General features: G+C 61.8%; 17 protein-coding genes and 1 pseudogene. 9 read left to right on the plus strand and 9 right to left on the minus strand.

Going from position 1 to position 20,793, the window contains the following annotated elements; genetic code table 11:
- Position 1 precedes the first annotated feature (1 nt).
- Positions 2 to 1,213, plus strand: a complete 1,212-nt coding sequence (locus tag EHW12_RS26430) for a DUF2254 family protein (protein WP_125052119.1) — start codon at positions 2 to 4, stop codon at positions 1,211 to 1,213.
- Between the two features lie 94 nt (positions 1,214 to 1,307).
- The gene (locus tag EHW12_RS26435) at positions 1,308 to 3,140 is read left to right on the plus strand and encodes an APC family permease (RefSeq protein ID WP_125052740.1); all 1,833 of its coding nucleotides are present in this window, start codon (positions 1,308 to 1,310) and stop codon (positions 3,138 to 3,140) included.
- A 365-nt stretch (positions 3,141 to 3,505) separates the two neighbouring features.
- On the opposite strand, the gene EHW12_RS26440 is transcribed toward EHW12_RS26435, so the two are convergent.
- From EHW12_RS26440 to EHW12_RS26465, 4 genes are all read right to left on the minus strand, one after another.
- Entirely contained in the window at positions 3,506 to 5,149 is a 1,644-nt protein-coding gene (locus EHW12_RS26440) for an ABC-F family ATP-binding cassette domain-containing protein (protein ID WP_003939805.1), read from the minus strand.
- Between the two features lie 345 nt (positions 5,150 to 5,494).
- Entirely contained in the window at positions 5,495 to 5,797 is a 303-nt protein-coding gene (locus EHW12_RS26445) for a hypothetical protein (RefSeq protein WP_037128715.1), read from the minus strand.
- Between the two features lie 1,543 nt (positions 5,798 to 7,340).
- Entirely contained in the window at positions 7,341 to 8,414 is a 1,074-nt protein-coding gene (locus tag EHW12_RS26460) for a VIT1/CCC1 family protein (RefSeq protein ID WP_125052121.1), read from the minus strand.
- 25 nt (positions 8,415 to 8,439) lie between these two features.
- Complete coding sequence (locus EHW12_RS26465; protein ID WP_003939910.1) at positions 8,440 to 9,285, minus strand: alpha/beta hydrolase; 846 nt, start codon at positions 9,283 to 9,285, stop codon at positions 8,440 to 8,442.
- A 191-nt stretch (positions 9,286 to 9,476) separates the two neighbouring features.
- Between EHW12_RS26465 and EHW12_RS26470 the strand changes: the two genes are divergently transcribed.
- On the plus strand, positions 9,477 to 10,118 hold the full coding sequence (locus tag EHW12_RS26470) for a DUF4232 domain-containing protein (RefSeq protein WP_003939793.1): 642 nt from the start codon (positions 9,477 to 9,479) through the stop codon (positions 10,116 to 10,118).
- 85 nt (positions 10,119 to 10,203) lie between these two features.
- On the opposite strand, the gene EHW12_RS26475 is transcribed toward EHW12_RS26470, so the two are convergent.
- The 3 genes and pseudogenes from EHW12_RS26475 to EHW12_RS26485 all read right to left on the minus strand — a co-directional run bounded on the left by EHW12_RS26475 (position 10,204) and on the right by EHW12_RS26485 (position 12,457).
- Complete coding sequence (locus EHW12_RS26475; RefSeq protein WP_125052123.1) at positions 10,204 to 11,178, minus strand: ABC transporter permease; 975 nt, start codon at positions 11,176 to 11,178, stop codon at positions 10,204 to 10,206.
- Positions 11,175 to 12,044: pseudogene (locus tag EHW12_RS26480) on the minus strand (ABC transporter ATP-binding protein). The gene EHW12_RS26475 and the pseudogene EHW12_RS26480 overlap by 4 nt, the downstream one beginning before the upstream one ends.
- The gene (locus tag EHW12_RS26485) at positions 12,041 to 12,457 is read right to left on the minus strand and encodes a GntR family transcriptional regulator (RefSeq protein WP_125052125.1); all 417 of its coding nucleotides are present in this window, start codon (positions 12,455 to 12,457) and stop codon (positions 12,041 to 12,043) included. Before EHW12_RS26485 ends, EHW12_RS26480 begins: the two are co-directional and overlap by 4 nt.
- A gap of 308 nt (positions 12,458 to 12,765) precedes the next feature.
- Between EHW12_RS26485 and EHW12_RS26490 the strand changes: the two genes are divergently transcribed.
- The 4 genes from EHW12_RS26490 to EHW12_RS26505 are packed head-to-tail and all read left to right on the plus strand — an operon-like array spanning position 12,766 to position 16,874.
- Complete coding sequence (locus EHW12_RS26490; protein ID WP_003940083.1) at positions 12,766 to 13,725, plus strand: ABC transporter substrate-binding protein; 960 nt, start codon at positions 12,766 to 12,768, stop codon at positions 13,723 to 13,725.
- A 7-nt stretch (positions 13,726 to 13,732) separates the two neighbouring features.
- Positions 13,733 to 14,767 (plus strand): iron ABC transporter permease, encoded by a 1,035-nt coding sequence (locus EHW12_RS26495; RefSeq protein WP_125052127.1) that lies wholly within the window; start codon positions 13,733 to 13,735, stop codon positions 14,765 to 14,767.
- The gene (locus tag EHW12_RS26500; protein ID WP_003939852.1) at positions 14,764 to 15,552 is read left to right on the plus strand and encodes an ABC transporter ATP-binding protein; all 789 of its coding nucleotides are present in this window, start codon (positions 14,764 to 14,766) and stop codon (positions 15,550 to 15,552) included. The genes EHW12_RS26495 and EHW12_RS26500 overlap by 4 nt, the downstream gene beginning before the upstream one ends.
- Positions 15,552 to 16,874 (plus strand): bifunctional adenosylcobinamide kinase/adenosylcobinamide-phosphate guanylyltransferase, encoded by a 1,323-nt coding sequence (locus EHW12_RS26505; protein ID WP_125052129.1) that lies wholly within the window; start codon positions 15,552 to 15,554, stop codon positions 16,872 to 16,874. Before EHW12_RS26500 ends, EHW12_RS26505 begins: the two co-directional genes overlap by 1 nt.
- 2 nt (positions 16,875 to 16,876) lie before the next feature.
- On the opposite strand, the gene EHW12_RS26510 is transcribed toward EHW12_RS26505, so the two are convergent.
- Both EHW12_RS26510 and EHW12_RS26515 read right to left on the minus strand, forming a co-directional pair.
- Positions 16,877 to 17,662, minus strand: coding sequence for an IclR family transcriptional regulator (locus tag EHW12_RS26510; RefSeq protein ID WP_019745572.1), 786 nt, complete (start codon positions 17,660 to 17,662; stop codon positions 16,877 to 16,879).
- A complete protein-coding gene (locus EHW12_RS26515) occupies positions 17,659 to 19,197 on the minus strand; it encodes an APC family permease (RefSeq protein WP_125052131.1) in 1,539 nt (512 codons plus the stop codon). The genes EHW12_RS26510 and EHW12_RS26515 overlap by 4 nt, the downstream gene beginning before the upstream one ends.
- Before the next feature lie 347 nt (positions 19,198 to 19,544).
- On the opposite strand from EHW12_RS26515, the gene EHW12_RS26520 reads away from it, so the two are divergent.
- Positions 19,545 to 20,135 (plus strand): MauE/DoxX family redox-associated membrane protein, encoded by a 591-nt coding sequence (locus EHW12_RS26520; protein ID WP_125052133.1) that lies wholly within the window; start codon positions 19,545 to 19,547, stop codon positions 20,133 to 20,135.
- 44 nt (positions 20,136 to 20,179) lie between these two features.
- A complete protein-coding gene (locus tag EHW12_RS26525) occupies positions 20,180 to 20,788 on the plus strand; it encodes a redoxin domain-containing protein (protein ID WP_047271944.1) in 609 nt (202 codons plus the stop codon).
- Positions 20,789 to 20,793 lie beyond the last annotated feature (5 nt).

Here is a 20,793-nt window from a genome sequence, read left to right on the forward strand (position 1 = left end):
TGTGGATCAGCCCGGACGTTTCGCTCCCACCCTGATCGGGCATGCCTTCCTCGTCCCCCGGCGCCGTGTACGTGCCGGCCTGACCCAGATCCTGTGCGTCGTCGTGGGACTGGCTGCCGGACTGGGGATGCCGTACGTCCGGAGCGGCCCGATGATTCCCGCCCGTCAGGTCAGCGAGATGCTCGTTGCCCTCGGACTGGGGCTATTGGGTGTAGTGGCAGTGATCTTCTCGCTGCTGTTCCTCGTCGTCCAATGGGCCGCGACCACCTTCACCCCTCGCTTGTTGTTGTTCCGCGACGACCCCATCGTGTGGCGGACGTTTGCCTTCGCGATAGGCCAGTCGGTTTTCGACATCACGGCAGCGCTCGCCATCAGCAACGAAACGGATGTGTCCGTGGTTGTGCCAAGTCTCGCAGTGCTGGCACTCTTGGCCACGCTGACGCTGATCAGACTGCTCCAGCTGCGCGCATTCTCGGCCATCCAGTTGGCTCCTGTACTGACCTCGATCTCGAGTCGTGGCCGAGCAGTCTTCGCCGCCGTGTACCCCACCACTGATCTGGAGTTGCCTCCTCTACCAACACTTCCGGTGATCACGACAATCGAGTGGCATCGACCGCCGGCCGTTCTGCAACAGATCCTCGTCGAAGATCTCCTGCAGAGCGCTCGGAACTGCCGATCCATGGTGGTCCTCCGAGTGTCGCCGGGTAGCACGCTGCGAGACGGATTGCCGCTCGCCGACGTCTACGGCGGACCCATGCCCGCCAACACGATCCTTGACGCCTTGGTCAGTGGGAGTGAGCGGACCTTCACCCAGGACCCCCTACTCGCGATTCGGTTGTTGGCTGACATCGCGCTCAGAGCGCTCTCACCCGCTATCAACGATCCTGCGACGGCCGTGCAGGCTCTGGACGAGATCGAGGACCTCCTCTCTCTGGTGACCTCCGTACGCGCAGATTCGATCCGGGCCGTCGACGAGCATGGTGATCTGCGTGTGGTGATTCCACTGCCCGACTTCACGAGCTTCGTCAGGACCGGACTGGACGACGTCATAGCCTCGGCATCGAACTCGCCACTCGTTCTGGGCCGACTTCGCGACCTACTTTCGCACGTCGCCGCCCAATCGGAGTCTCGGAACCGCGATATTCTCGCCACGCGCGCTCGCTGGATTGATCAGCTGTCACAAGGCTTCCCGCGACTCGAACCCCCGTTGTGAACCCGTACAGATTTGCAGGCCATCGCGTCAAAGCATCGTCAAGATCAGTCTCAGAGCTACGGGAAATGACGATACTGACTCGGTGAGACATGCAGTGATACTCGGACACCGTGGAGTCATATCGTCGACCATCCGCGCCGGCGGCGAACCTGAGAAGCAAAAGCTCTCCGTCGCAACCGGACTGGCGGGTCTGTCGCTCGACGCGATGGCCTCGGTGTCGTACGGTCCAGAAGCCATCGTGTTGGTGTTGGCCCTCGCCGGCGGCGCGGGGATCGGGTTCACCGTGCCGGTGACGATCGCCATCGCCGTGCTGCTTGTGGTCCTGGTGGCGTCGTATCGCCAGGTGATCGCCGCATTTCCCGAAGGCGGTGGCGCATATGCCGTCGCGAAGAAGCATCTGAGTCCTCGCGCAAGCCTGACTGCCGCCGCGTCGTTGATCGTCGACTACACCCTCAACGTCGCGGTATCGATCGCAGCCGGTGTCGCGGCTCTGACCTCCGCCTTCCCTGCGCTTCTTCCCTACACGGTCTGGATCGCACTGGCGATACTCGGCGGCATCACGGCACTGAATCTGCGGGGCATCGCAGATTCCGCGCGGGTATTCATGTTGCCCACCGTGGTTTTTGTCGTCAGCATCTTCACGGTGATCGGTGCCGGACTACTTCGGGAAAACCCTGCTGCCGCAACGGCTCCCTTCGTCGTCGACAACGCACACACGATCGGCATTCTCCTTCTGCTCAAGGCATTTTCGAGTGGTTGCGCCGCATTGACCGGTGTCGAAGCCATCGCCAACGCGGTACCCAGTTTCAAGAAGCCTCGCGTGCGTAGCGCTCAGCGTGCCGAAGTAGCTCTGGGAATCCTGTTGGGCACCATGTTGATCGGCCTTGCCGTGTTGATCGAGAAGTTCTCACTGGCCCCAGTCCCTGGAACAACGGTCCTGTCGCAACTCACTTCCGCTGCCCTCGGAAATGGTGTGGGCTACTACGTCGTCCAATTCTCCACTGTGATTCTGTTGGCGTTGGCCGCGAATACCTCGTACGGCGGACTTCCCAACCTGATGCGAATCCTCGCCGACGACAACGTGCTCCCGCACCGCTTCAGCCGGAAGTCGACGCGCGACGTCTTCACTTACGGCGTCTTGTCGCTCGGTGGCGTCGGTGCTCTCCTGCTCATCGGATCCGGCGGAAACATGAACACCTTGGTGCCGCTGTTCGCCATCGGTGTGTTCATCGGATTCACGCTCGCGCAGTTCGGCATGGTGCGCCACTGGCTCGCCGAACAGACGCCGGGCTGGAAGTGGCGCCTAGCGCTCAACGGTTTCGGCGCAGTGTTGACCTCGATCGCAGCAGTGGTGACCACCGCCATGAAGTTCACCGAGGGAGCCTGGCTGATCGCTCTCGCCCTCCCTGCGCTCGTCCTCGGTATGGAACGCATCCGCGGTGCGTACACACATATCGGTACGCGGTTAACCGTTCAGGGTGAGAACGATTCTCTGTCTATCGGATACAAACCAGCGGTCCTAGTACCGGTGTCCGAAATTACGTCGCTCTCCACCCGCGCGATGGCCGCGGCAACGGCGATGTCGTCACAGCCCATCGCAATTCGAGTCTGCCTGGCCCACGAATCGACGACGGACTTCACACGCCGATGGCAAGCCCGACACCCGAATTCGCGTTTGATCGTCATCGAGGACACCGAGAATTCCGTGGGGAACACCCTCGCCCGCTACATCCGCACACACTTCCCCCACCGAGAGACCTTTGTTGTCGTCGCCACCATCGACCCGGCGACCAGATGGCACCGGTTCCTCCCGAGCCAACGGACCGATGAGATCGCTCATGCACTGCGCAAACACACCGAGGCCGTGGTGTGCCAGATTCCGGTTCGGATAGATCCGGCTCACCGCGATCCAGCCCTGCGCGCATGAGCCGACGCTCAGAGCGAGGTCCCGAACAGCATGCCAGTGCCACCGGGACTAGCCCATATGCCGAGATCCCGATCAACGCCATGGTCGACCGACCACCAGTCGCCTGATCGAACCGCGTGTGCTTTGACCTTCATCTCTTGCCCTTTCCCTGACGTGGCTCGGCCATTCCGAGCTGGTTGCGGATCGCCTTGGCCGTCAACTCGGGAATTTCCGAGTGCCGGGCAACGACTGTTCGTCGTGATCAGAAAAGCGTCAGTACTGAGAGCTCGAGCGGGCTCTCGTCGATCTGGACAGAAGTATCCGGTAGTCACGATTGTGAAGCGGCCGTAGCGTTCGCCATCGCATGAGTCGCTCCACCCTCATGCCTACACCTCGCACTCGACGCCCGACAGCCTCAGGTTCGGCCATCCGTCCGTATCCCGCAGGATCTGTCGATCGTGAGTGGAAACCACCACGGCTGCCTCAGTAGCGCTGAGCGCCTCGGTCAACTCATCTACGAGAGCAATGGACAGGTGATTGGTCGGCTCGTCCAAGAGCAGCACGTGCGGGCGGCACGCGAGCGCAAGGGCGAGATCGAGTCGGCGTTGCTGGCCCATCGACAGCTCGCCGATCCGCTTGCTCATCTCATATGCGCGCAGGAGCCCCAATGATGACAGCGAGACTGCAGAACCCGTCTGAATCGTCCCAACCGCCACGAGTTCGTCGACCCGTGAAGAGTAAAACTCGCCCACCCGCTGTTCTGGAGGCAGCGACGATTCCTGTTGGAGCAGTACCACCCGCGCACAGTGCGCTGTATGAGAGCGCCCTGTCGTCGGATCCAATTTGCCTGCCAGCACCGATAGGAGTGTGGATTTTCCGGAACCGTTCGGTCCCGTCACCACATGCTTGGACCGCCCGTCGACGCGCAGCGATGTCGGTACGACTAGGCGACCAGCTACGGTTACCCCGCTTGCAACCAGCAGGGAAACTCCAGGCCGAGTCGGCAAGTCGGGAAACCTCAGCCTTTGAGGAGGCTCGGGAACGGGAAGGCGCTGCGATTCCAAGGTCTCGCGGCGACGGTGCACGCTTTGCACGAGGCCGGCGGCCCGAGTTGCGCGCTGATGTTTCCCTGCCCCTTTGCCTGGACGCCATCCACTGACGAGACGATTCTGTGCAGTAGTGAGATCCTCACGCAGTCGTGCCGTCTCCACCTTCTGTCGCTCGTAGTCTTGCTCCCATCGCGCGCGCTCACCTTCGCGGCCCGCCCGGTAGCCCGCGTATCCGTCGCCGTACACGCGGGGGCGGCCATCCGGTGTCGGGTCGAGCGCGAAGACGTTCTGCGCGACGTCGGCCAGAAATGCGCGGTCGTGGCTGACCACAACCACCCCTCCGGCTCGGGCACGGAGCCTCTCGGTGAGGTAGTCGAGTCCTACGCAGTCGAGGTGGTTGGTGGGCTCATCGAGCAGCAGGAAGTCATCGCTCGCCCCGAGCAGGCATGCCAGACGCACCCGATAGCGTTGTCCGACAGAGAGTTCGGTCAAGCGACGGGAGTGGTCGGTTTCGGCGCTGAGGGCGGCGAGTGCGATGCGCACCCGCCGCTCGGCGTTCCAAGCATCCAGTCTCTCCGCTTGTTCGAGCGCAGTAGCGAACCGCTCATCGGCCTTGATCTCCCCTGAGGCAAGACCGAGAGATGCGGCATCGAGTTCCGCCAGAGCGCACAGCGAATCGGCTATCGCATCTGCTACGACCCGGCCGACGGTGCGTGTGTCGGTTGTGAGCATCTCCTGCTGCGCGAGACCAAGTGTGCCGACACGTGTAACTGTGCCGCTATCCGGTTGAAGTGTTCCGGCGAGGACGTGTAGAAAAGTTGACTTTCCGCGGCCGTTCTCGCCCACAACCGCCCAGCGCGAGGAACACGTTACCGCGAGGTCGACCCCGCTCAGGACAGGTACGCCGCCGAATGAAACGGCGACGTTGGACACGACAAGTTGCGCATGCGAGCGCGCAGGAGTGATCGTTGAATCAGGCATTTGAATCCCTAAAAAGGGCGCGCTACAGAGACATACCGATGCTCGACCGAGCGCGCAGAAGTTGACGGAGACCCACAGGGGTCAGAGGTTCACGATCGACCGCCCGGCTCGGATTGCTCGACGAGCTCGGGGAACCAAATGAAATCCGTCACTCAAAGATCAAATGCATGTCGTCACGATAGCAGGAACCGGATGGACCATGCCCGGCAATAACCCACTGGCGGCACGTCGACCAATCGATCAATTCCAGCCATTGCCAACGAGGCATTCCCGCTGCGGGGCTTTGGATCAGGTCTCGTGTGTGTGTGTGTGTGTGTGCAGGCGTCACCATCCACTCACCTGCCGTTATTGTGAATGTTCTCGGATCATCCCGCGCAAGCTGTTGCGTGCACCCATCAGTTCATCGTCGGTTTCCCGAACTTGATTGACAAGCTCCGCGACTTGGTTTGTGAGCCTGGCGTTTTCATCCTGGCATCGCACATTCGCTGCTGCCAGTTCGTCGACCCGTTGACGCAGGGTTTCGTTCGATTCGAATTCCATTTGTTTGCCAAGGTTTTCGCGCAGGATCGTCTTCAATCGGTCGAGTGATGGACACGCTTCGCTCCCCTCCTCAAATTGCTTGAGGCAATAGCCGCGCAGATCGAGCACTTGGTAATCAGACGTTCGAAGGCGACCGCGAACGCTCGACTCAGATTGCGGCATCGACTGCGGGCAGTCTTCTGCAACACTGTGGAGATGACGTAGCTCAATGGACGATGGTGGCACCCAGCGAATGAGGACAACTGGATTTCCGGAATACTCTCAGTAGGGTCCGACGAAGCGCCTTGTTAGAGCTGATAGGCACGCTCGACGACAGCGCCGGCACGCGAGAATGGCCAAATAATACAGGGTGGGTTTCTCTCAAAGGAATCACAACAAAAAGCTGCACGGTCTGCTGCCTTCGAATCTGCTGCGAAAATCTATCTAGACGCGGCGCGGGAGCATCGTTGAGTACGCTGACAACTTTCGACACAGGGTGTTGCGAAGTATCAAACGGGTCATAACTCGAATTGCCGGTCAATGGCAGGGACGTTAAAGGGGTGCGATGTCGAGGTTCGCGCAGTTCATCGACAGTGAAGTCGTTCAGCGTTGGGCGTCTACGATCGCCACCATCTTGTTTCCTGTGCTTATTTTACCTTCTGCAGTCGACGCCGCAGTCGAGGACGCCTCCGCATTGAACTGGGCACTCCTATTGATCGTGATCGGTGGATCTGTCGCCTTCCTTGCGACCGCCATTACGAAGTGGCGCAAGCACTATTCCCGACGGAAAGATGCCTGACCTCCGGCAGTCGCCGGTTACTACTTGATTCCAGCTGCATCAAGGACCGATCGATGAACACCGACTTCGTCTAACTGTCCGATTGATCGAGACACCACTTCGGCTCTAATCACATGTTCAGAGTTGAGCGGGTCAAAACAGGATCTAGTCGATACGGATCGTGTGTTCTCGCCGTACGAGATTCCACCCTGTCGTCAAAACGAGCGCCCCGACGGCAGTTCCAAAAATGGGTCCGCCAATGAGCAGTCCAGTTATGAATCGGTAAACCGAGACCTTTTCGATCTGGGTCGATTCGAGGTCGTGCGGCCGGTAGCTGAATGTGTAGATCGTGAAGGGTTGGGAGGCGTACCACCACAACACGGCAGCACTTACGAGTCCGCACACTAAGCCGAAACCGGCGAAGGCCAGCAGAGTAACGGTCGCCGAGCGGCGTTGCCCCTTCAAAACTTCTCTTCCATCGCCACACACGCACGCTACCCAATGAGAAACCGCACACGAACGGTGGAAGGGTTTGAGCAGAACACCGCCACCTAGTGGGCCCCAACTCACCGGGATCAGGCAGGTGGCCGATGCGGTTTCACCGAGTACCCATTCTGGCAGCGGATGGAAATGTCGATGCCAACGAGTACCCTAAGTGCATCTAGTGGTTACATTGATTGCGATTCGCCGACATATTGCGGTCGAGGCCTTCAGGTTTCCGAGATGCGCGTCTACAGCAAAGCCCCGACCGGCGGGGTGAGCCGACAGACGGGGCCTGTGCAAGATTGGAGCCGTGGTGGATGGCTTCGCACTGGCACACAACGCAGCGGGCAAAATTCCGGTCCGGATCGATCCGGCTCACCGCGATCCCGCCCTACGCGCGTAAGCAGACGCTCAGAGCGAAGTCCCGAACAACATGCCGAGCAGATACGTCGCGCCGGCAGCGCCGTAGCCGATCGCAAGTTGGCGTAGAGCCCTCTTGAACGGCGGCCCGCCCGAGAGCAACCCGACCACAATGCCCGTCGTCAGCAACGCGATCCCCACGAGAACAGATGCGACGATCAGAGCCGTCATGCCTTCCAGGCCGAACAGGTACGGCAGCACCGGAATGATTGCGCCCGAGGCGAAGAAGCAGAAACTTGCCGCCGCTGCGCCCAACCCGGTTCCGACGGCTTCATGGTCGTCGACAACGTCCGCGGCGCCGAAGGTGCTGTTCGCGAGGACCTCGGCGGCGCGCTGATCCGCTTCCTCGGCGGGCATGCCGCGGGCCCGGTAGACCAGGGCCAATTCGTTCGCGTCGACGTCGAGCAGTCCGACAGCTTCGCTGGCAGCCGGACCAGGATTGGACGCTTCCAACAACTCTCGCTGCGAGCGGACGGAAACGTACTCGCCGGCTCCCATCGACAGGGCGCCGGCCAGAAGCCCGGCCATGCCGGTGATCAGAACGATCTGATTGGAGACGCCGCTACCGCTGATGCCGAGCACGAGAGCGAGATTGCTGACGAGGCCGTCGTTGGCTCCGAAGACGGCGGCACGAAACGTCCCCGAAAGTCTGTTCCGACCCCGAGTGGCCAAGGCCCGCACCACTTCTTCGTGGATCTTCTCGTCCGCGCCCATCGATGCAGTCGCGTCGGCGTCGTTGGGATACGGGGATCGCGTCTCCGCGCGCTGTGCAAGAGCGAGCACGAAGACGGAGCCGAAGCGCCTGGCCAGAAAGCCCAGTATCCGAGTGCGGATATCGCCGCGAAGTGGTTTGCCGACGTGATCGCCGAGTAGCGCTCGCCAGTGCGCCTCGTGTCGACCCTCCGCGTCGGCCAGGGCGAGAAGGATTTCGCGCTCCTCGCCGCTGCGCCTACTCGCGAGGTCTCGGTAGACGGCGGCCTCGGCTTGTTCGTCGGCGAGGTATCGTCTCCAGCGCTTGACATCTCGCGGGTCTGGATCGGGTCGTGCGGCCGGAACTGTGGACATCGTGTTCCCCTTTCCGGTGAGGCGGTCACGCTTCGAGTACGCGGTCCATCCACGTCGTCAGATCGTTGATGACGTCGTCGCGGTTGGTCTCGTTGAAGATCTCGTGTCTGGCACCCGGATAGGTGTAGTAGGTGACGTCTTCGATCCCCGCCGAGTTATACCGTTCGACTGCGACGTCGGTACGGCTCAGTGCGGCGTTGAGAGGATCCGAGGTGCCGACGAAGACCAGGATCGGAAGGTCTTGTCGCACACCCTCGACGTCGACGAACCTCGGTCCCGCTGCGATAAGTCCACCCATGCCGGCGTCGTCCAGGCTGAAACCGCACAGCGGATCGTTGATGTACAAATCCACCTGCGCTTCGTCACGGCTGAGCCAGTCGTGCGGAGTACGGGCCGGTTCGAATTCCGCATTGAACTGGGCGAGGACGTCCGGGCCGTCGTTGACGAGGCTCTCGATCAGTTGATCGACCGCGGTGGTCCCCGACAGTGCGACGGCGTCGATCAGGTGCGAATGATCGAGGATGTACTGCTGCGAAGCGAACGAACCGAGGCTGTGGCTGAGCAGTACGACGGGCAGGCCGGGGTGTTTGTCGCGGATGATGCCCGTGAGGGTCACCATGTCTGCCACCAAGCGGTTCCAGCCGTCGTCGCCGATGTTGCCTGGGCCGGCGTGCATGCTCTCACCGTGGCCGCGGTGGTCCGCCGCGTAGACGTGGAAACCGCGAGCATTCAGGGCTTCGGCGACGTGTGCGTAGCGTTTTGCGTGCTCACCCATACCGTGCGCGAGTTGAACAACCCCTCGAGGTTCCTGCTCGGTGGGCCATTCGTGGACATGAATGACCACTCCGTCGTCGCTGGTGAAGGTGAACATGCGCTACTCCCGGTGGTCGCGATCCGGACAGGTCATTTCTCATGCTAGATCCGCAGCGGCAATCCATCCGGGAAGTAGGTCCTGATCACCGGCGAGCCTGATTCGTTTCTGCACATCCGGCCTCGGATTCGGATATACCGGACACGGATGTTCCGGAGCCAGTTGTCGACCAGCTTGAGGAGTACAGAGCGATGAATCCCAACCGCGTGCGCAACGTCGGCTTGTTGGCGGCTCCACTTGCTGCTCTCGCCCTTCTCAGCGGTTGCGGCTCGGATGAAACGGGAACGGCCGAGAGTTCACCGGCACCCGCCTCAACGACGACCGCCTCTGCGCCGACGACCCAGACCGGCACCGCTTCACCTTCGACGACCCATACCGATCACACCCAAACCACAACCTCGACGGCACCCAATCCCGAAGGCTGCGCGATCGGGGAACTGAACGTCACCCTCGGCGAGTCGAGTGGCGCCGCCGGTTCTGTGGAGCTTCCGGTGGTCTTCACCAACACGGGCGGCCGCACGTGCACGCTCGACGGTTTCCCCGGCGTCTCGTATGTCACGGGAGCGTCCGGAAGCGAAGTGGGTGCTGCAGCCGGCCGCTCCGGATCCGGTTCACTCGTCTCCCTTGCCCCTGGCTCTGCCGCAACGTCTTTGGTGCGAGCTACGAACGTCGAGAACTACCCGGCAGATCAGTGCGGCGTGACCGACGTTGCGGGACTGAGGGTTTACCCGCCCAACAGCTACGACTCGGTCTTCCTTGCCTATCCCACAAAGGGTTGCTCGATGACCGGCGCGAACATCAACCAGCTGACGGTCGCGCCGGTCGCCCGCTGAATCACGGCTTGAGGCGTCGTAGACCCCAGAGCGCCGGCAGGAGGAACAGGCCTGAAAGGATCAGGACGAGTGCAGCTTCCGTGAACTAAAATCGCCGGACCTGGTCGACTGAGTGGTACCACGTTTCGTAGTGGTCCACTCCCTGCGCGAGCACACACTCACGGTAGTCGGCATCGAGTTGGGCCAAGAATGCCTTCTGGCGAACGTAGAAATCCACGTCACTCTCGTCGGATCGCTGATCGTATTCATTGCCGGCTGTATCGGTAGTGCACGCCTGATAGTCGATCTCGACCGGCTTCCCGTTGGCATCGGTGTATCCACTCCGTATTACCCACGCCATCGAGGAGTCCATGACGTAAGTTGCGTAGAAAGTGTCGTGGTCGATACCTTGCGTCAGCACAGTCGGCTCGGCATAGTGCGGCCGTGCCAGATTCTGAAATCCCACCATCAAACCTGCGACGGCCACTAAGGTGACGGCCACCGCGGCGATGGGTGATCGCACCAGCAGTGATACCGCAGCTCCGGCGACCAACGCCATGAAAGTGTATGCACCCAAGACGATTCCGCTGGAATTGAACAGAGGGAAGAGCATCGAACTCATTCCGTACGACTGAACGGGTCCGACGTTGACCACATAACTCCAACTCTCGAATCCAACCCGAGCGGCTTCGAGAATGAAACCGAGGATCGCGGCTGCGGCAGTGAGCGGAAGAAAGACAACAACGACTCGCATCCAGAACCATCGTGCTCGACTCACCGACTGCGTCAGACCGAGAACATGTGTTTGCTGATCGATGTCGCGGGAGAATACCGTCGCGCCCACCAGCGCCCCGAGTAGTACCGGTAAGGCGGCGGCGATCGTGTTCACGCCGGTAACGGCGGTATCCGCCCAGCAGTCCCATCCGACCCCGACACACCCGAAGTACGTTCCTCGGCCCTCTGCACCCAAGCTACTTCGAGTTCCGATCCCGCCGACTATCGCTGCCATAGCCAAAGCTGCGATGAATCCAAGCGACACAACGAGCGATGTCCGGTGGTGCCGCCACGTAACCCAGATCATGCCGCCACCATCGTTTCTGCGCTCAGGTGCCCGAGCACCACGTCGTCGAGAGTTGCGTCGTCGATCACCCAGCCGGCCCGAGGGCTCGGACGGATTCCCTCCACCACGTGAGAATTCGACCGCATCCCCTTGTCGGTATGAATGACCGCACCGGCGCCGACCACGTCCGAAGGATCGCCGTCCCCGATCAATACGTAATGGGCAGCGATCAATTCATCCAACGGACCGGACAATCTCGCGTTTCCGCCGCCCAGCAGAAGAAGTCGATCCGAGACGTCTGCCAATTCGGAGACGATGTGTGACGACAGCAGAACTGTGGTGCCGTACTCGGCAACGTCTTCGAGCAGAGTGGTCGCCACAGACCGCCGCGCCACGGGATCAAGATCCGCCAAGGGCTCGTCGAGTAGAAGCAACTGCGGTCTGCGTCCGAGCGCCAAAGCCAGTGCAACCCTGGTTCGTTGACCTGGCGACAGGGCTTTCGCCTTCGCATCGAGAGAAATTCCAGCGCGCTCCACCAGATCCAGAGCGTACTTCGCATCCCACTCGTCGTTGGTATATGCGCCGAATCGAAGAAGTTCTGCAACAGTGAATTTGGGATACAGCGGCTTGTGCTGAGCGAGTTACGACAGGCCTGGGCAGATGCCGTCCTGATCCGGCGTGCTGCCCAGGACGGAGATCGAACCGTGGTCAGGCATCGTCAACCCGACCGCCAAGGACATCAGTGTGGACTTGCCCACTCCGTTCACCCCGACCAGGGCAGTGATGCTTCCTGTCGCGACCTCGAATGTGCAGGCGTCGAGCACCTTCTTCTTGCCGAAGCGCTTGTCCACGTCCTGCATCGTCAGTGCCGATTCTTGCGCAGTCATGTTGTCTCCCCCTGCTTTCCGGACGGGTCCGATTCGATGAACGTCTTCTCGAGCTCCAAACTCACCAATGCTTCGATGTCCGTGCGCTCGAGTCCGGCGGCCACGGCATCTGCAACCCAACGCGCCAACTCACGACGTAGCGCAGAGCTTTCCGCCATACCGGGCTTGGCCAGGGACTTGACGACGAACGTGCCCAATCCAGGCCGCGGAGCAACAAGTCCGTCGCGCTCGAGTTCCTTGTAGGCCTTCAGGACTGTGTTCGGGTTGATCGCGAGCGCTCCCACGACGTCCTTGGCTGTGGGCAGCCGATCCCCGACTTGGAGATCACCGAGCCTGAGCGCCTGCTTCACCTGAAGGACCAATTGCACGTAAGTGGGAATGCCGGATCGGCGGTCGATACGGAAGTCGATCATCCGAACCCTTTCACTAGTTCATTAGTGGAATAGATATTTACCCTGCCTTGACCTCCCGGGTCAAGCCAGACGACCCCTGTAAAGTGCAGATGCCCCGGTTCACCGGGGTGCCACGCTGCTCGTGTGAAGTTCGGTGAAACCCCGGCACTGTCGACGCAACTGTGAATTCGCCCGTCACTACTCGAGGCGAACGAGTCAGGTCACCGGCCTCGTGGCGACACGATGGTTCTCGGACGAAGGACCGCTCGTGGCGCTTCGCCTCGCGGCCGCGCTGCTCGCGACCCTTCACCACTAGCGGAGGGGTGGCTGTGAGTACTCGGCCGACACGTAAATTCAGATCTGTACTTGCAGCACTGACGGTGAGCACCGCACTGCTTGCCGGTGCGTGCAGTAGCTCGACGTCCGATGCACCCGCAACCACAGCCGCCTCGGACGGCTCGTTCCCGGTGACTGTTGTTTCCGGTCCCACGGATTCCGGCACGGACATCACCATCGAGTCACGTCCGCAGTCGATCGTGTCACTCAGTCCCAGCGCCACCGAGACCCTGTGGGCCGTCGGCGCGGGCGATCAGGTGAAGGCCGTCGACAATCAGTCCGACTACCCGGCCGGTATCCCGGTCACCGATCTCTCGGGCTTTCAACCGAACGTCGAAGCCATCCTCGGCTACGCACCGGATCTGGTGATCGCATCGGATGACATGAACGATCTTGTCTCCGGACTGCAAAAGGCGAAGGTGCCGACACTCCTACTACCGGCAGCGACGAGCATCGACGACGTCTACGCCCAGATCGAGCGCGTCGCGAAGGCCACCGGCCACGAGGACAAGGGCACCGAAGTTGTCGACACCATGCGCTCGGACATCGACGCCGCTGTCGCCAGTGTTCCTGCGCGCCAACAGCCGCTGACGTACTTCCACGAACTCGACTCCTCGCTCTACACCGTCACGAGTTCGAGCTTCGTCGGGCAGATCTACTCGCTGTTCGGAATGAAGAGCATCGCCGACGCCGCGGGGCAGGGTGACTATCCGCAGTTGTCCGCCGAATTCGTGGTGCAGGCCAATCCCGATCTCATCTTTCTCGCAGACTCCCAATGCTGCGGAGTGACAGCAGAATCCGTCGCCGCTCGACCCGGGTGGAGCGGCATGAAAGCGGTTACCGGCAACCAGATCCATGTGCTCGACGAAGACCTCTCCAGCCGCTGGGGACCTCGTGTCGCCGACCAGGTGAAGGCCGTCGCGGCCATCGTTGCCCAAGTTCCCGCGGCCTGAGCACTCGATGATCAAAGCCGGTATCTCCCAACATCGGACCGCCGTTCTGCTCGGCGCCGCGCTGATTCTGTGCGCCGCCTTGCTGATCGGTGTTCTGGTGGGGCCGGCCGGTTTGACGCCTGATCGGACCATTCTCGAACTTCTGGACGGAATACCCGGCATCCATATAGATTCCGGCCTCACCGCAACACAGCAGGCCATTCTCTGGCAGATCCGGCTTCCGCGAGTAGTCCTGGGCGCGTTGGTCGGAGCAATGTTGGCCGTAGCCGGCGCCGCCTACCAGGGCGTGTTCCGAAATCCCTTGGCAGATCCGTATCTCCTCGGAGTTTCCAGCGGAGCCGGACTGGGCGCAACCCTCGCCATCGTTTCGGGTGGAGCGCTGGGCATGTTCGGAATTCCCATGGCCGCCTTCGTCGGTGGTGTGCTGGCCGTGTTCGCAACTTACTCGCTCGGCCGGAGCATAGGCGGGCCGCAGAACGCGGTAGTCATCATCCTCGCCGGTGTCGCAGTCGCAGCGTTCACGAATGCAGCGCAGACTTTTGTCCAGCAACGGTTCGACGATTCACTGCGCGAGGTCTATTCCTGGCTACTCGGCGGACTGTCCACCGACGGTTGGTCGGAAGTTCTCGTTGTCCTGCCGTACGTTGCGCTGGCCTCAGCCGTCATCCTGGTACACCGGCGCGTACTCGACGTGATGGCCGTCGGTGACGTCGAAGCCGCCAGCCTCGGCGTCGACCCGGCCAGATCACGCCTGGTGCTGGTGCTCGCCGCAACTCTGGGAACGGCCGCGGTCGTGAGTGCAAGTGGACTCATCGGCTTTGTCGGAATCGTTGTTCCCCATGCGGTTCGACTGGTCGTCGGCCCGTCTCATCGACTGCTTCTCCCCCTGTCACTCATGCTCGGAGCGGCGTTTCTCGTCCTCACCGACGTTGCCGCCCGCACGGTCATGGCACCGGCCGAACTCCCCATCGGAGTTGTGACCGCGATGATCGGCGCTCCGTTCTTCCTTCTGGTTCTGCGCCGCAGTCGAGTTTCCACATGACCGACACCGCAGTGCGATGCCGCGACCTCCGAGTCAACCTCGGCGGCAAAGACGTCGTCGACGGCATCGATCTCGATGTGACACCCGGCGATTGGGTTGCCGTGGTCGGGCCGAACGGCGCCGGCAAGACGACCTTGATGCATGCCCTCGCTGGATTGATTCCGTCCACCGGTGAACTCACCGTCGGGGGACTCAACCCACGCAGTTCGAGCCGCAAGGCCATGTCCGCCGTCGTCGCGCTGATGCCTCAGCGCCCGGTGGTACCCGAGGGCGCGACGGTTGCCGAACTGGTTGCGCTCGGCCGCACTCCCTATCTACGACGCTTCGGAACCGAAACCGCCACTGACCGTTCGGTGATCTCTTCGGTGATCGAGAGGCTCGACCTCACCGAGTTCGCAGATCGACGAGCCACCGAACTTTCCGGTGGCGAATTGCAACGCGTGGTCCTGGCTCGGGCATTGGCTCAAGAACCGCAGGTACTGCTCCTGGACGAACCCACCAGTGCCCTCGACATCGGCCACCAGCAGCAGGTTCTCGACTTGGTGGAGGAACTGCGTGAAGCCGACAACATCACGGTCATCGCCGCGATGCACGACCTCACTCTCGCGGGTCAGTACGGTCGACGAATCGTGTTGCTGGACAAGGGCAGCGTGGTTGCCGACGGCACTCCCTCATCGGTGCTGGAGGCAGACCTCCTCGGCCGCGTGTACGGCGCCCGGGTCGAAATCCTGGACCGGCCCAGCGGTCCCATAGTTGTTCCGATTCGGCAGGAGGGCACCCGCTGATGGAACTGATGTTGCTCGGCACCGGTGCTGCTGACGGTTGGCCGAACCCGTTCTGTACCTGCCCCTCCTGCCTGGAAGCCTTGTCGAGTGGAACCATTCGCGGGCACACTGCTGCCCTGGTGGACAACAGAATCCTGTTGGATTGTGGTCCGGAAGTACCGCGTGCCGCGTCGCGATTCGGTCGCACGCTGGCACACGTCGAACACATCCTGCTGACGCATTCGCATCCCGATCACCTCGGCCCGATGGCATTGCTGTTCCGGTCCTGGGCATCGCGCAGCGAACCACTCGAGGTTCTCGGACCACCCGACGCGCTCGCTCTCTGCCGAGACTGGGTGGGCCCGGATGACCCGGTGACCTTCACACCGCTCGAGACCGGCCAGTCGATCATGTTGGGCACCTATCGTGTTCGCACACTCGAAGCCGCGCACGAAGTAACCACCCTTCTCTACGACATCACCGACGCATCCGGAACCCGAATCTTCTGGGCCACCGACACCGGGGCTCTGCCCGAATCCACTGTCGACGCCCTTGCCGACGCGCGTTTCGACGCCGTCTTTCTCGAAGAGACCTTCGGCCACAAGACCGACCACGGCACCGGGCACCATGATCTGCCGAGTTTCGCGGAGACGGTGAGCCGACTACGCAACTGCGACGCGATCACCGATCGAACCGATGTGGTCGCCGTACACCTCGGGCACCACAACCCGGTCGAAAACGAACTCTCGGAGGAACTTCGCTTGTCCGGGGCGCGGGCGGTTCCGGATGGAGCTGTGCTCGAGATCGGGGTAGGACAGAGCCATCGAACTCTGGTCACCGGTGGCGCCCGCTCGGGCAAGTCCACTTACGCGGAGGGCCTGCTTGCCGGCTACCGGAACGTCACGTACATCGCCACGGGGGATCCGCAGGACGACGATCCCGACTGGATCGAACGAATTGCGTCGCATCGCGCGCGGAGGTCGTCGACGTGGACGACGGTAGAGACCTCCGAAGTGACCGAGATTCTCGCAACCGCAACAACACCGATCCTGCTCGATTGCCTAGGCACGTGGTTGACCGCATGTCTGGATCGACATCGGGCGTGGGCGACAGAAGATCTCAGCGCCGTCCACGCAGATATCGACCGGTTGGCCGACGCCTGGACCGCCTGTCCGGTTCCGATTGTCGCCGTCACGAACGAAGTGGGAAGCGGCGTCGTCCCGGACACGAAGTCCGGGAGGCTGTTCCGCGATCTACTCGGTCTGGTGAACAGCCGAATCGCCAGTGAATCGGAGTCCGTGGTCCTGATGACCGCCGGGCTCCCCCTGAGCCTGCGCGTGTGACGTCAGAGCAATCCGGTGAGCTGACGCGCACAATCGAGTAGGAAACCGACCAACTCTCGATCCTCGTCCGTCACTCGCCCGCTCGCTCCCTGAACACACAACCCGCCGGCCACCTGGTCTGCGTGATCTCGAACCGGTACTGCCACCGCGGATCGACCCAGGCGACATTCCTGGTTCTCGAATGCAAAACCCTGCAGGCGAACAGACCTCAACTGCTCATACAACGCATCGAAATCACCGAGGGTGAACTCCGTGACCCGGCGAAGTTCCAAACCCGAAAGCAACCGCTCGTCGTGCGCCAACAGAACCTTCCCCAGCGCATTCGCGTGAAGGTTCTTGGCCAGTGCCGCTATTCCAATGATCTCGTGATCCGGATCCTTGTCGACGAACCGCAAGCGCCCACCGGCGAATGACGCGACGTGCAATCCGAACCTCGTGTGTGTCCGCATGTCCTCGACGCGCTCGTGCAGCGTCGGCGCCGGACCACTCGACGACGCCGCATGCGAGAGCTCGGCAGTCCGACGCCCCAACGCGAACCCTGACAGGTCCGGCACCCGCACGAGAAAGCCCTCCGCCACCAGCAGATTCAGCATCCGGTACGCCGTGGCCGATGGAACGCCTGCAAAAGTGGCGATCTCCTTCGCTGTTGTTCCCGGTCCCAGATGAGCCACCGCCTCGAGCATCCCCAGCGCCTTCTGAACTGCACGCGGTTGTTGTCCACTGAAGTGGGTCTCTTCGCCGATCTGTTTGCCTGATCGTGGACCAGCGGTTGCACGGTCCGCGGTCACCGCCCATGCTCCGGCGAGTCACCCTCGGCGGTCCCACGATCCGGAACGAGTCGCCTTCGCCCGTCACCGTCGATCAGCAGAGTGCCAGCACCGGGCAACAGGTCCGCCGTCTCGACGCTGTCGAAAGCGCCGACCATCAGAAGGCTTTCAGGTCTGGCTCTACGGAGCAATGCACTCCACACTGTCCCCGACACCGCAACAGCTAGAGCAGCGATCGGCAGTGCCCACATCCCGTGAACCGCACCGTCGAGAACGATGTAGACCAGTAGACCAGCACCGGCGGTACTCACGGACAGGGTGCATATCCGGGTCAGCGACGTATGTTCCCCGATTCGGCGCAAGAACTTCCACGAAGCAAAGGCCACCAGCGTGTAAGCGCAGACCAACGCGGTCTCCACCACCCCGTCGAAGGATCCCGAATCGTCGCGAACCGTATCCGAATAGATGAATACTCCCGCCGCACTTACCGCGACGAACGCAAGTACCGCAACGTACGGGGTGCGGAACCGTCTGTGCACGCGAGCGAGCGGCGCAGGCAGTACCCGTTCGATCCCCATCGAATACAACAACCGCGAACCCGCCTGCGCACAACCGAGAGTGGATGCGAACCAGGAACACGTCATTCCGATCTTGACTGCCAGAACCACCTCCGCGCTGGCCCCCGATGCCGTTCCCTCGAAGTACGCTCCGACGATCGTCGCGCCGTGGCCGGTCATCGCCGCCCAGGCCGCAAAAACGAAGAGGACCCCGCAGATGATCGGCGAAATGAGAACCGTGCGTGTGACGCTGATGAGTGGTCGCTTCGCTTCCGGGCCGAAGAAGGCCGAACTCTCGAAGCCCGCCATGCTGAGCACCGTCAGCATCGCGAGAAACGGAACTGCACTCAGCGACGGATTCGGCAGGGCAACAGCAGTTGTCGTGTCAATGTGCGTCGCCAGCATGACCACGACGATGAGAATCAACGAGCACGCTTCGACGACCAGGATCGCTCGGGTGGCGAACCGGACGCCGCGCACTGCAATCCACGCGACGGCCAGGGCAATCGCCACCGTCGTGATCACCGTCGCGGCAGTTCCTCGCACGTCGGGGCCGACGATGGCGATGGTATCGAGGAGACTCGGAACCGCCTGCGAGAAAACCGAAACCGAGATTCCGAGATACCCGAGTACCAGTGCGGCGCCCGCCGTCAGCGTCGCCCGGATACCGGAGCCTTGGAAGACGAAGCTGTACAACGATCCTGCTGCGGCCAGTCTCCGCGTGAACTGAGTGATGCAGAACGCAACGAGAAACACCGCCGAAGTTGTCGCAGCAATCGCAGCCAACCCGACGTAGCCGGGACTGTAGGTGATCATCCACAGGGCGATGAACACCATTCCCGTTGCCGGAGCGATCGTGGAAAGTGATTGCCCCAACAGGTCGATCGGGGTCAGACGTCCTCGTCCGAGACCACGGAGCGGCGAGAACACGGGCTCACTGTGTTGATCCGCATTCTGCGCTCGCGTGATCGCCGCACGCAGTGCCGCACTCACGGCCATGTGTCACCGTCCGTCGCGTCCAGGCCCGAACCTACGAGCGAATTGTCAGAATTCGGTCAAGTTAGTCCGCTTATGTTTCCGCGCAGTTTCCAAGATGGCGCGCACAGAACTTTCAAGTGAGAATCCGACTCTGTTTCCCCCCAGCGTCATGCCGGATCAAGGGCGGCCGACGGTATCCGCCCCCTCCGGCAGCACCTTGACCTGCGAGTTCTCCGATTCTCACACGACAACTGCTCTCTCAGTTGCACCTCGTCCAGGCGTAGCGCGGTCGACGCGGGTTCGCAGCATCGCCCGTACAGGATGTGTCCCACACACCACCGGCACTACCCGAGAGGAACGGAGGAAGCATGCACTTGGTCAGCGCCACCACTTCGGCGATCATCGGATTTGTTCTCCTGCTCGCCGGCATTCCCAAGCTGAACGACCACGACGGGGTCCTTCGTTCGGTGCGCGGATACAAAGTGTTGCCGGTGCGACTCGAAGTACCGATCGCTCGCATCCTTCCCGTCGCGGAAACCGTCGTAGGCATCCTCCTGGTTCTCGGCGTGGCCCATCGCCTCGCCGCCTTGGTTGCTGCCGTCATGTTCGCGTCGTTCTTCACGGGCCTCACGATCAACCTCCTGCGTGGGCGAAGCGATCTGGACTGCGGATGTTTTGCATTCGGAGTCGGCGAGATTCCGCGTATCGGATGGTTCCACGCCGTTCGCGCCGGAACACTCGCGGTGATCGCTGTGGCACTGTCGGTCACCGCCGGACAGGCTGAGATCGGCGTCCAGGCCGTGGCGGCGACCTTCGGATTCCTCCTCGTCCTGGCTGGAGTTGCTCTCGCACAGATTCGTTCGGTGGTCCACCTCGGACGACGCCCAGTCGACGACTATCTGTCGAGCGCCTCCATCCGCCTCCGAACCGCCGAAACCGCGTCCCGGTACGGCTCGTGAACTTACATCCCCACCACTGAAAACTCGAAGGCAGGACCACCCCGATGACCAATTTCCTCCTTGTCGCGACAGTGATCCTGGTGATCGCCGTAGCCGTACTGTTCTTGATGGTTCTTGCTCTGGCTCGTGAAATCGGCCGCGTACAAGTACGTCTCGGACCTCTCGGTGCCCGGATGATGGATACCGGGCCCAAGGTCGAACAGGCCGGCCCGTCGTTTGCCGGTCTCATCGATCAGGAAGGACGGACCGTCGGAGTCGGTGGTCACCGCGACAAACCGCAACTCCTGCTGTTCACAGCACCGAGTTGCTCGACGTGCAAGAGCCTTCTTCCCGGCGTAAGGGCAATGGCCCGAGCCGAATCGGATCTCGACGTGATCATCATCTCCGACGGAACACCCGAAGAGCATCGCGAGTTCCTGGCCGGAAGCGGGATCGGTTCCGAGCTCAGTTACATCGACGCTCGAGACGTCGGTATCGCATACCAGGTGGGCACCACTCCGTACGGCGTGATTCTCGACGAGCACGGCAAGATCAGAGGAAAGGGCCTGTGCAATCACATGGCTCAGGTGGAAAGCCTGCTCAATGCGCTCGAATCCGGCACCCCCTCACTCCAGCACCTTCATGCCCAGGCGAAATCCGGCAGCGCGGCCTGATCTTC

This window comes from Rhodococcus sp. NJ-530 (assembly GCF_003860625.1).
In the GTDB taxonomy this organism is placed as follows: domain Bacteria; phylum Actinomycetota; class Actinomycetes; order Mycobacteriales; family Mycobacteriaceae; genus Rhodococcus_F; species Rhodococcus_F qingshengii.

What these genes read in the sequence shown, in the direction of transcription:
- EHW12_RS26440 (WP_003939805.1), bottom strand. Translation starts at nt 5,149, where the DNA reads ATGCCTGATTCAACGATCACTCCTGCGCGCTCGCATGCGCAACTTGTC.
- EHW12_RS26460 (WP_125052121.1), bottom strand. Translation starts at nt 8,414, where the DNA reads ATGTCCACAGTTCCGGCCGCACGACCCGATCCAGACCCGCGAGATGTC.
- EHW12_RS26465 (WP_003939910.1), bottom strand. Translation starts at nt 9,285, where the DNA reads ATGTTCACCTTCACCAGCGACGACGGAGTGGTCATTCATGTCCACGAA.
- EHW12_RS26470 (WP_003939793.1), top strand. Translation starts at nt 9,477, where the DNA reads ATGAATCCCAACCGCGTGCGCAACGTCGGCTTGTTGGCGGCTCCACTT.
- EHW12_RS26475 (WP_125052123.1), bottom strand. Translation starts at nt 11,178, where the DNA reads ATGATCTGGGTTACGTGGCGGCACCACCGGACATCGCTCGTTGTGTCG.
- EHW12_RS26485 (WP_125052125.1), bottom strand. Translation starts at nt 12,457, where the DNA reads ATGATCGACTTCCGTATCGACCGCCGATCCGGCATTCCCACTTACGTG.
- EHW12_RS26495 (WP_125052127.1), top strand. Translation starts at nt 13,733, where the DNA reads ATGATCAAAGCCGGTATCTCCCAACATCGGACCGCCGTTCTGCTCGGC.
- EHW12_RS26500 (WP_003939852.1), top strand. Translation starts at nt 14,764, where the DNA reads ATGACCGACACCGCAGTGCGATGCCGCGACCTCCGAGTCAACCTCGGC.
- EHW12_RS26505 (WP_125052129.1), top strand. Translation starts at nt 15,552, where the DNA reads ATGGAACTGATGTTGCTCGGCACCGGTGCTGCTGACGGTTGGCCGAAC.
- EHW12_RS26515 (WP_125052131.1), bottom strand. Translation starts at nt 19,197, where the DNA reads ATGGCCGTGAGTGCGGCACTGCGTGCGGCGATCACGCGAGCGCAGAAT.
- EHW12_RS26520 (WP_125052133.1), top strand. Translation starts at nt 19,545, where the DNA reads ATGCACTTGGTCAGCGCCACCACTTCGGCGATCATCGGATTTGTTCTC.
- EHW12_RS26525 (WP_047271944.1), top strand. Translation starts at nt 20,180, where the DNA reads ATGACCAATTTCCTCCTTGTCGCGACAGTGATCCTGGTGATCGCCGTA.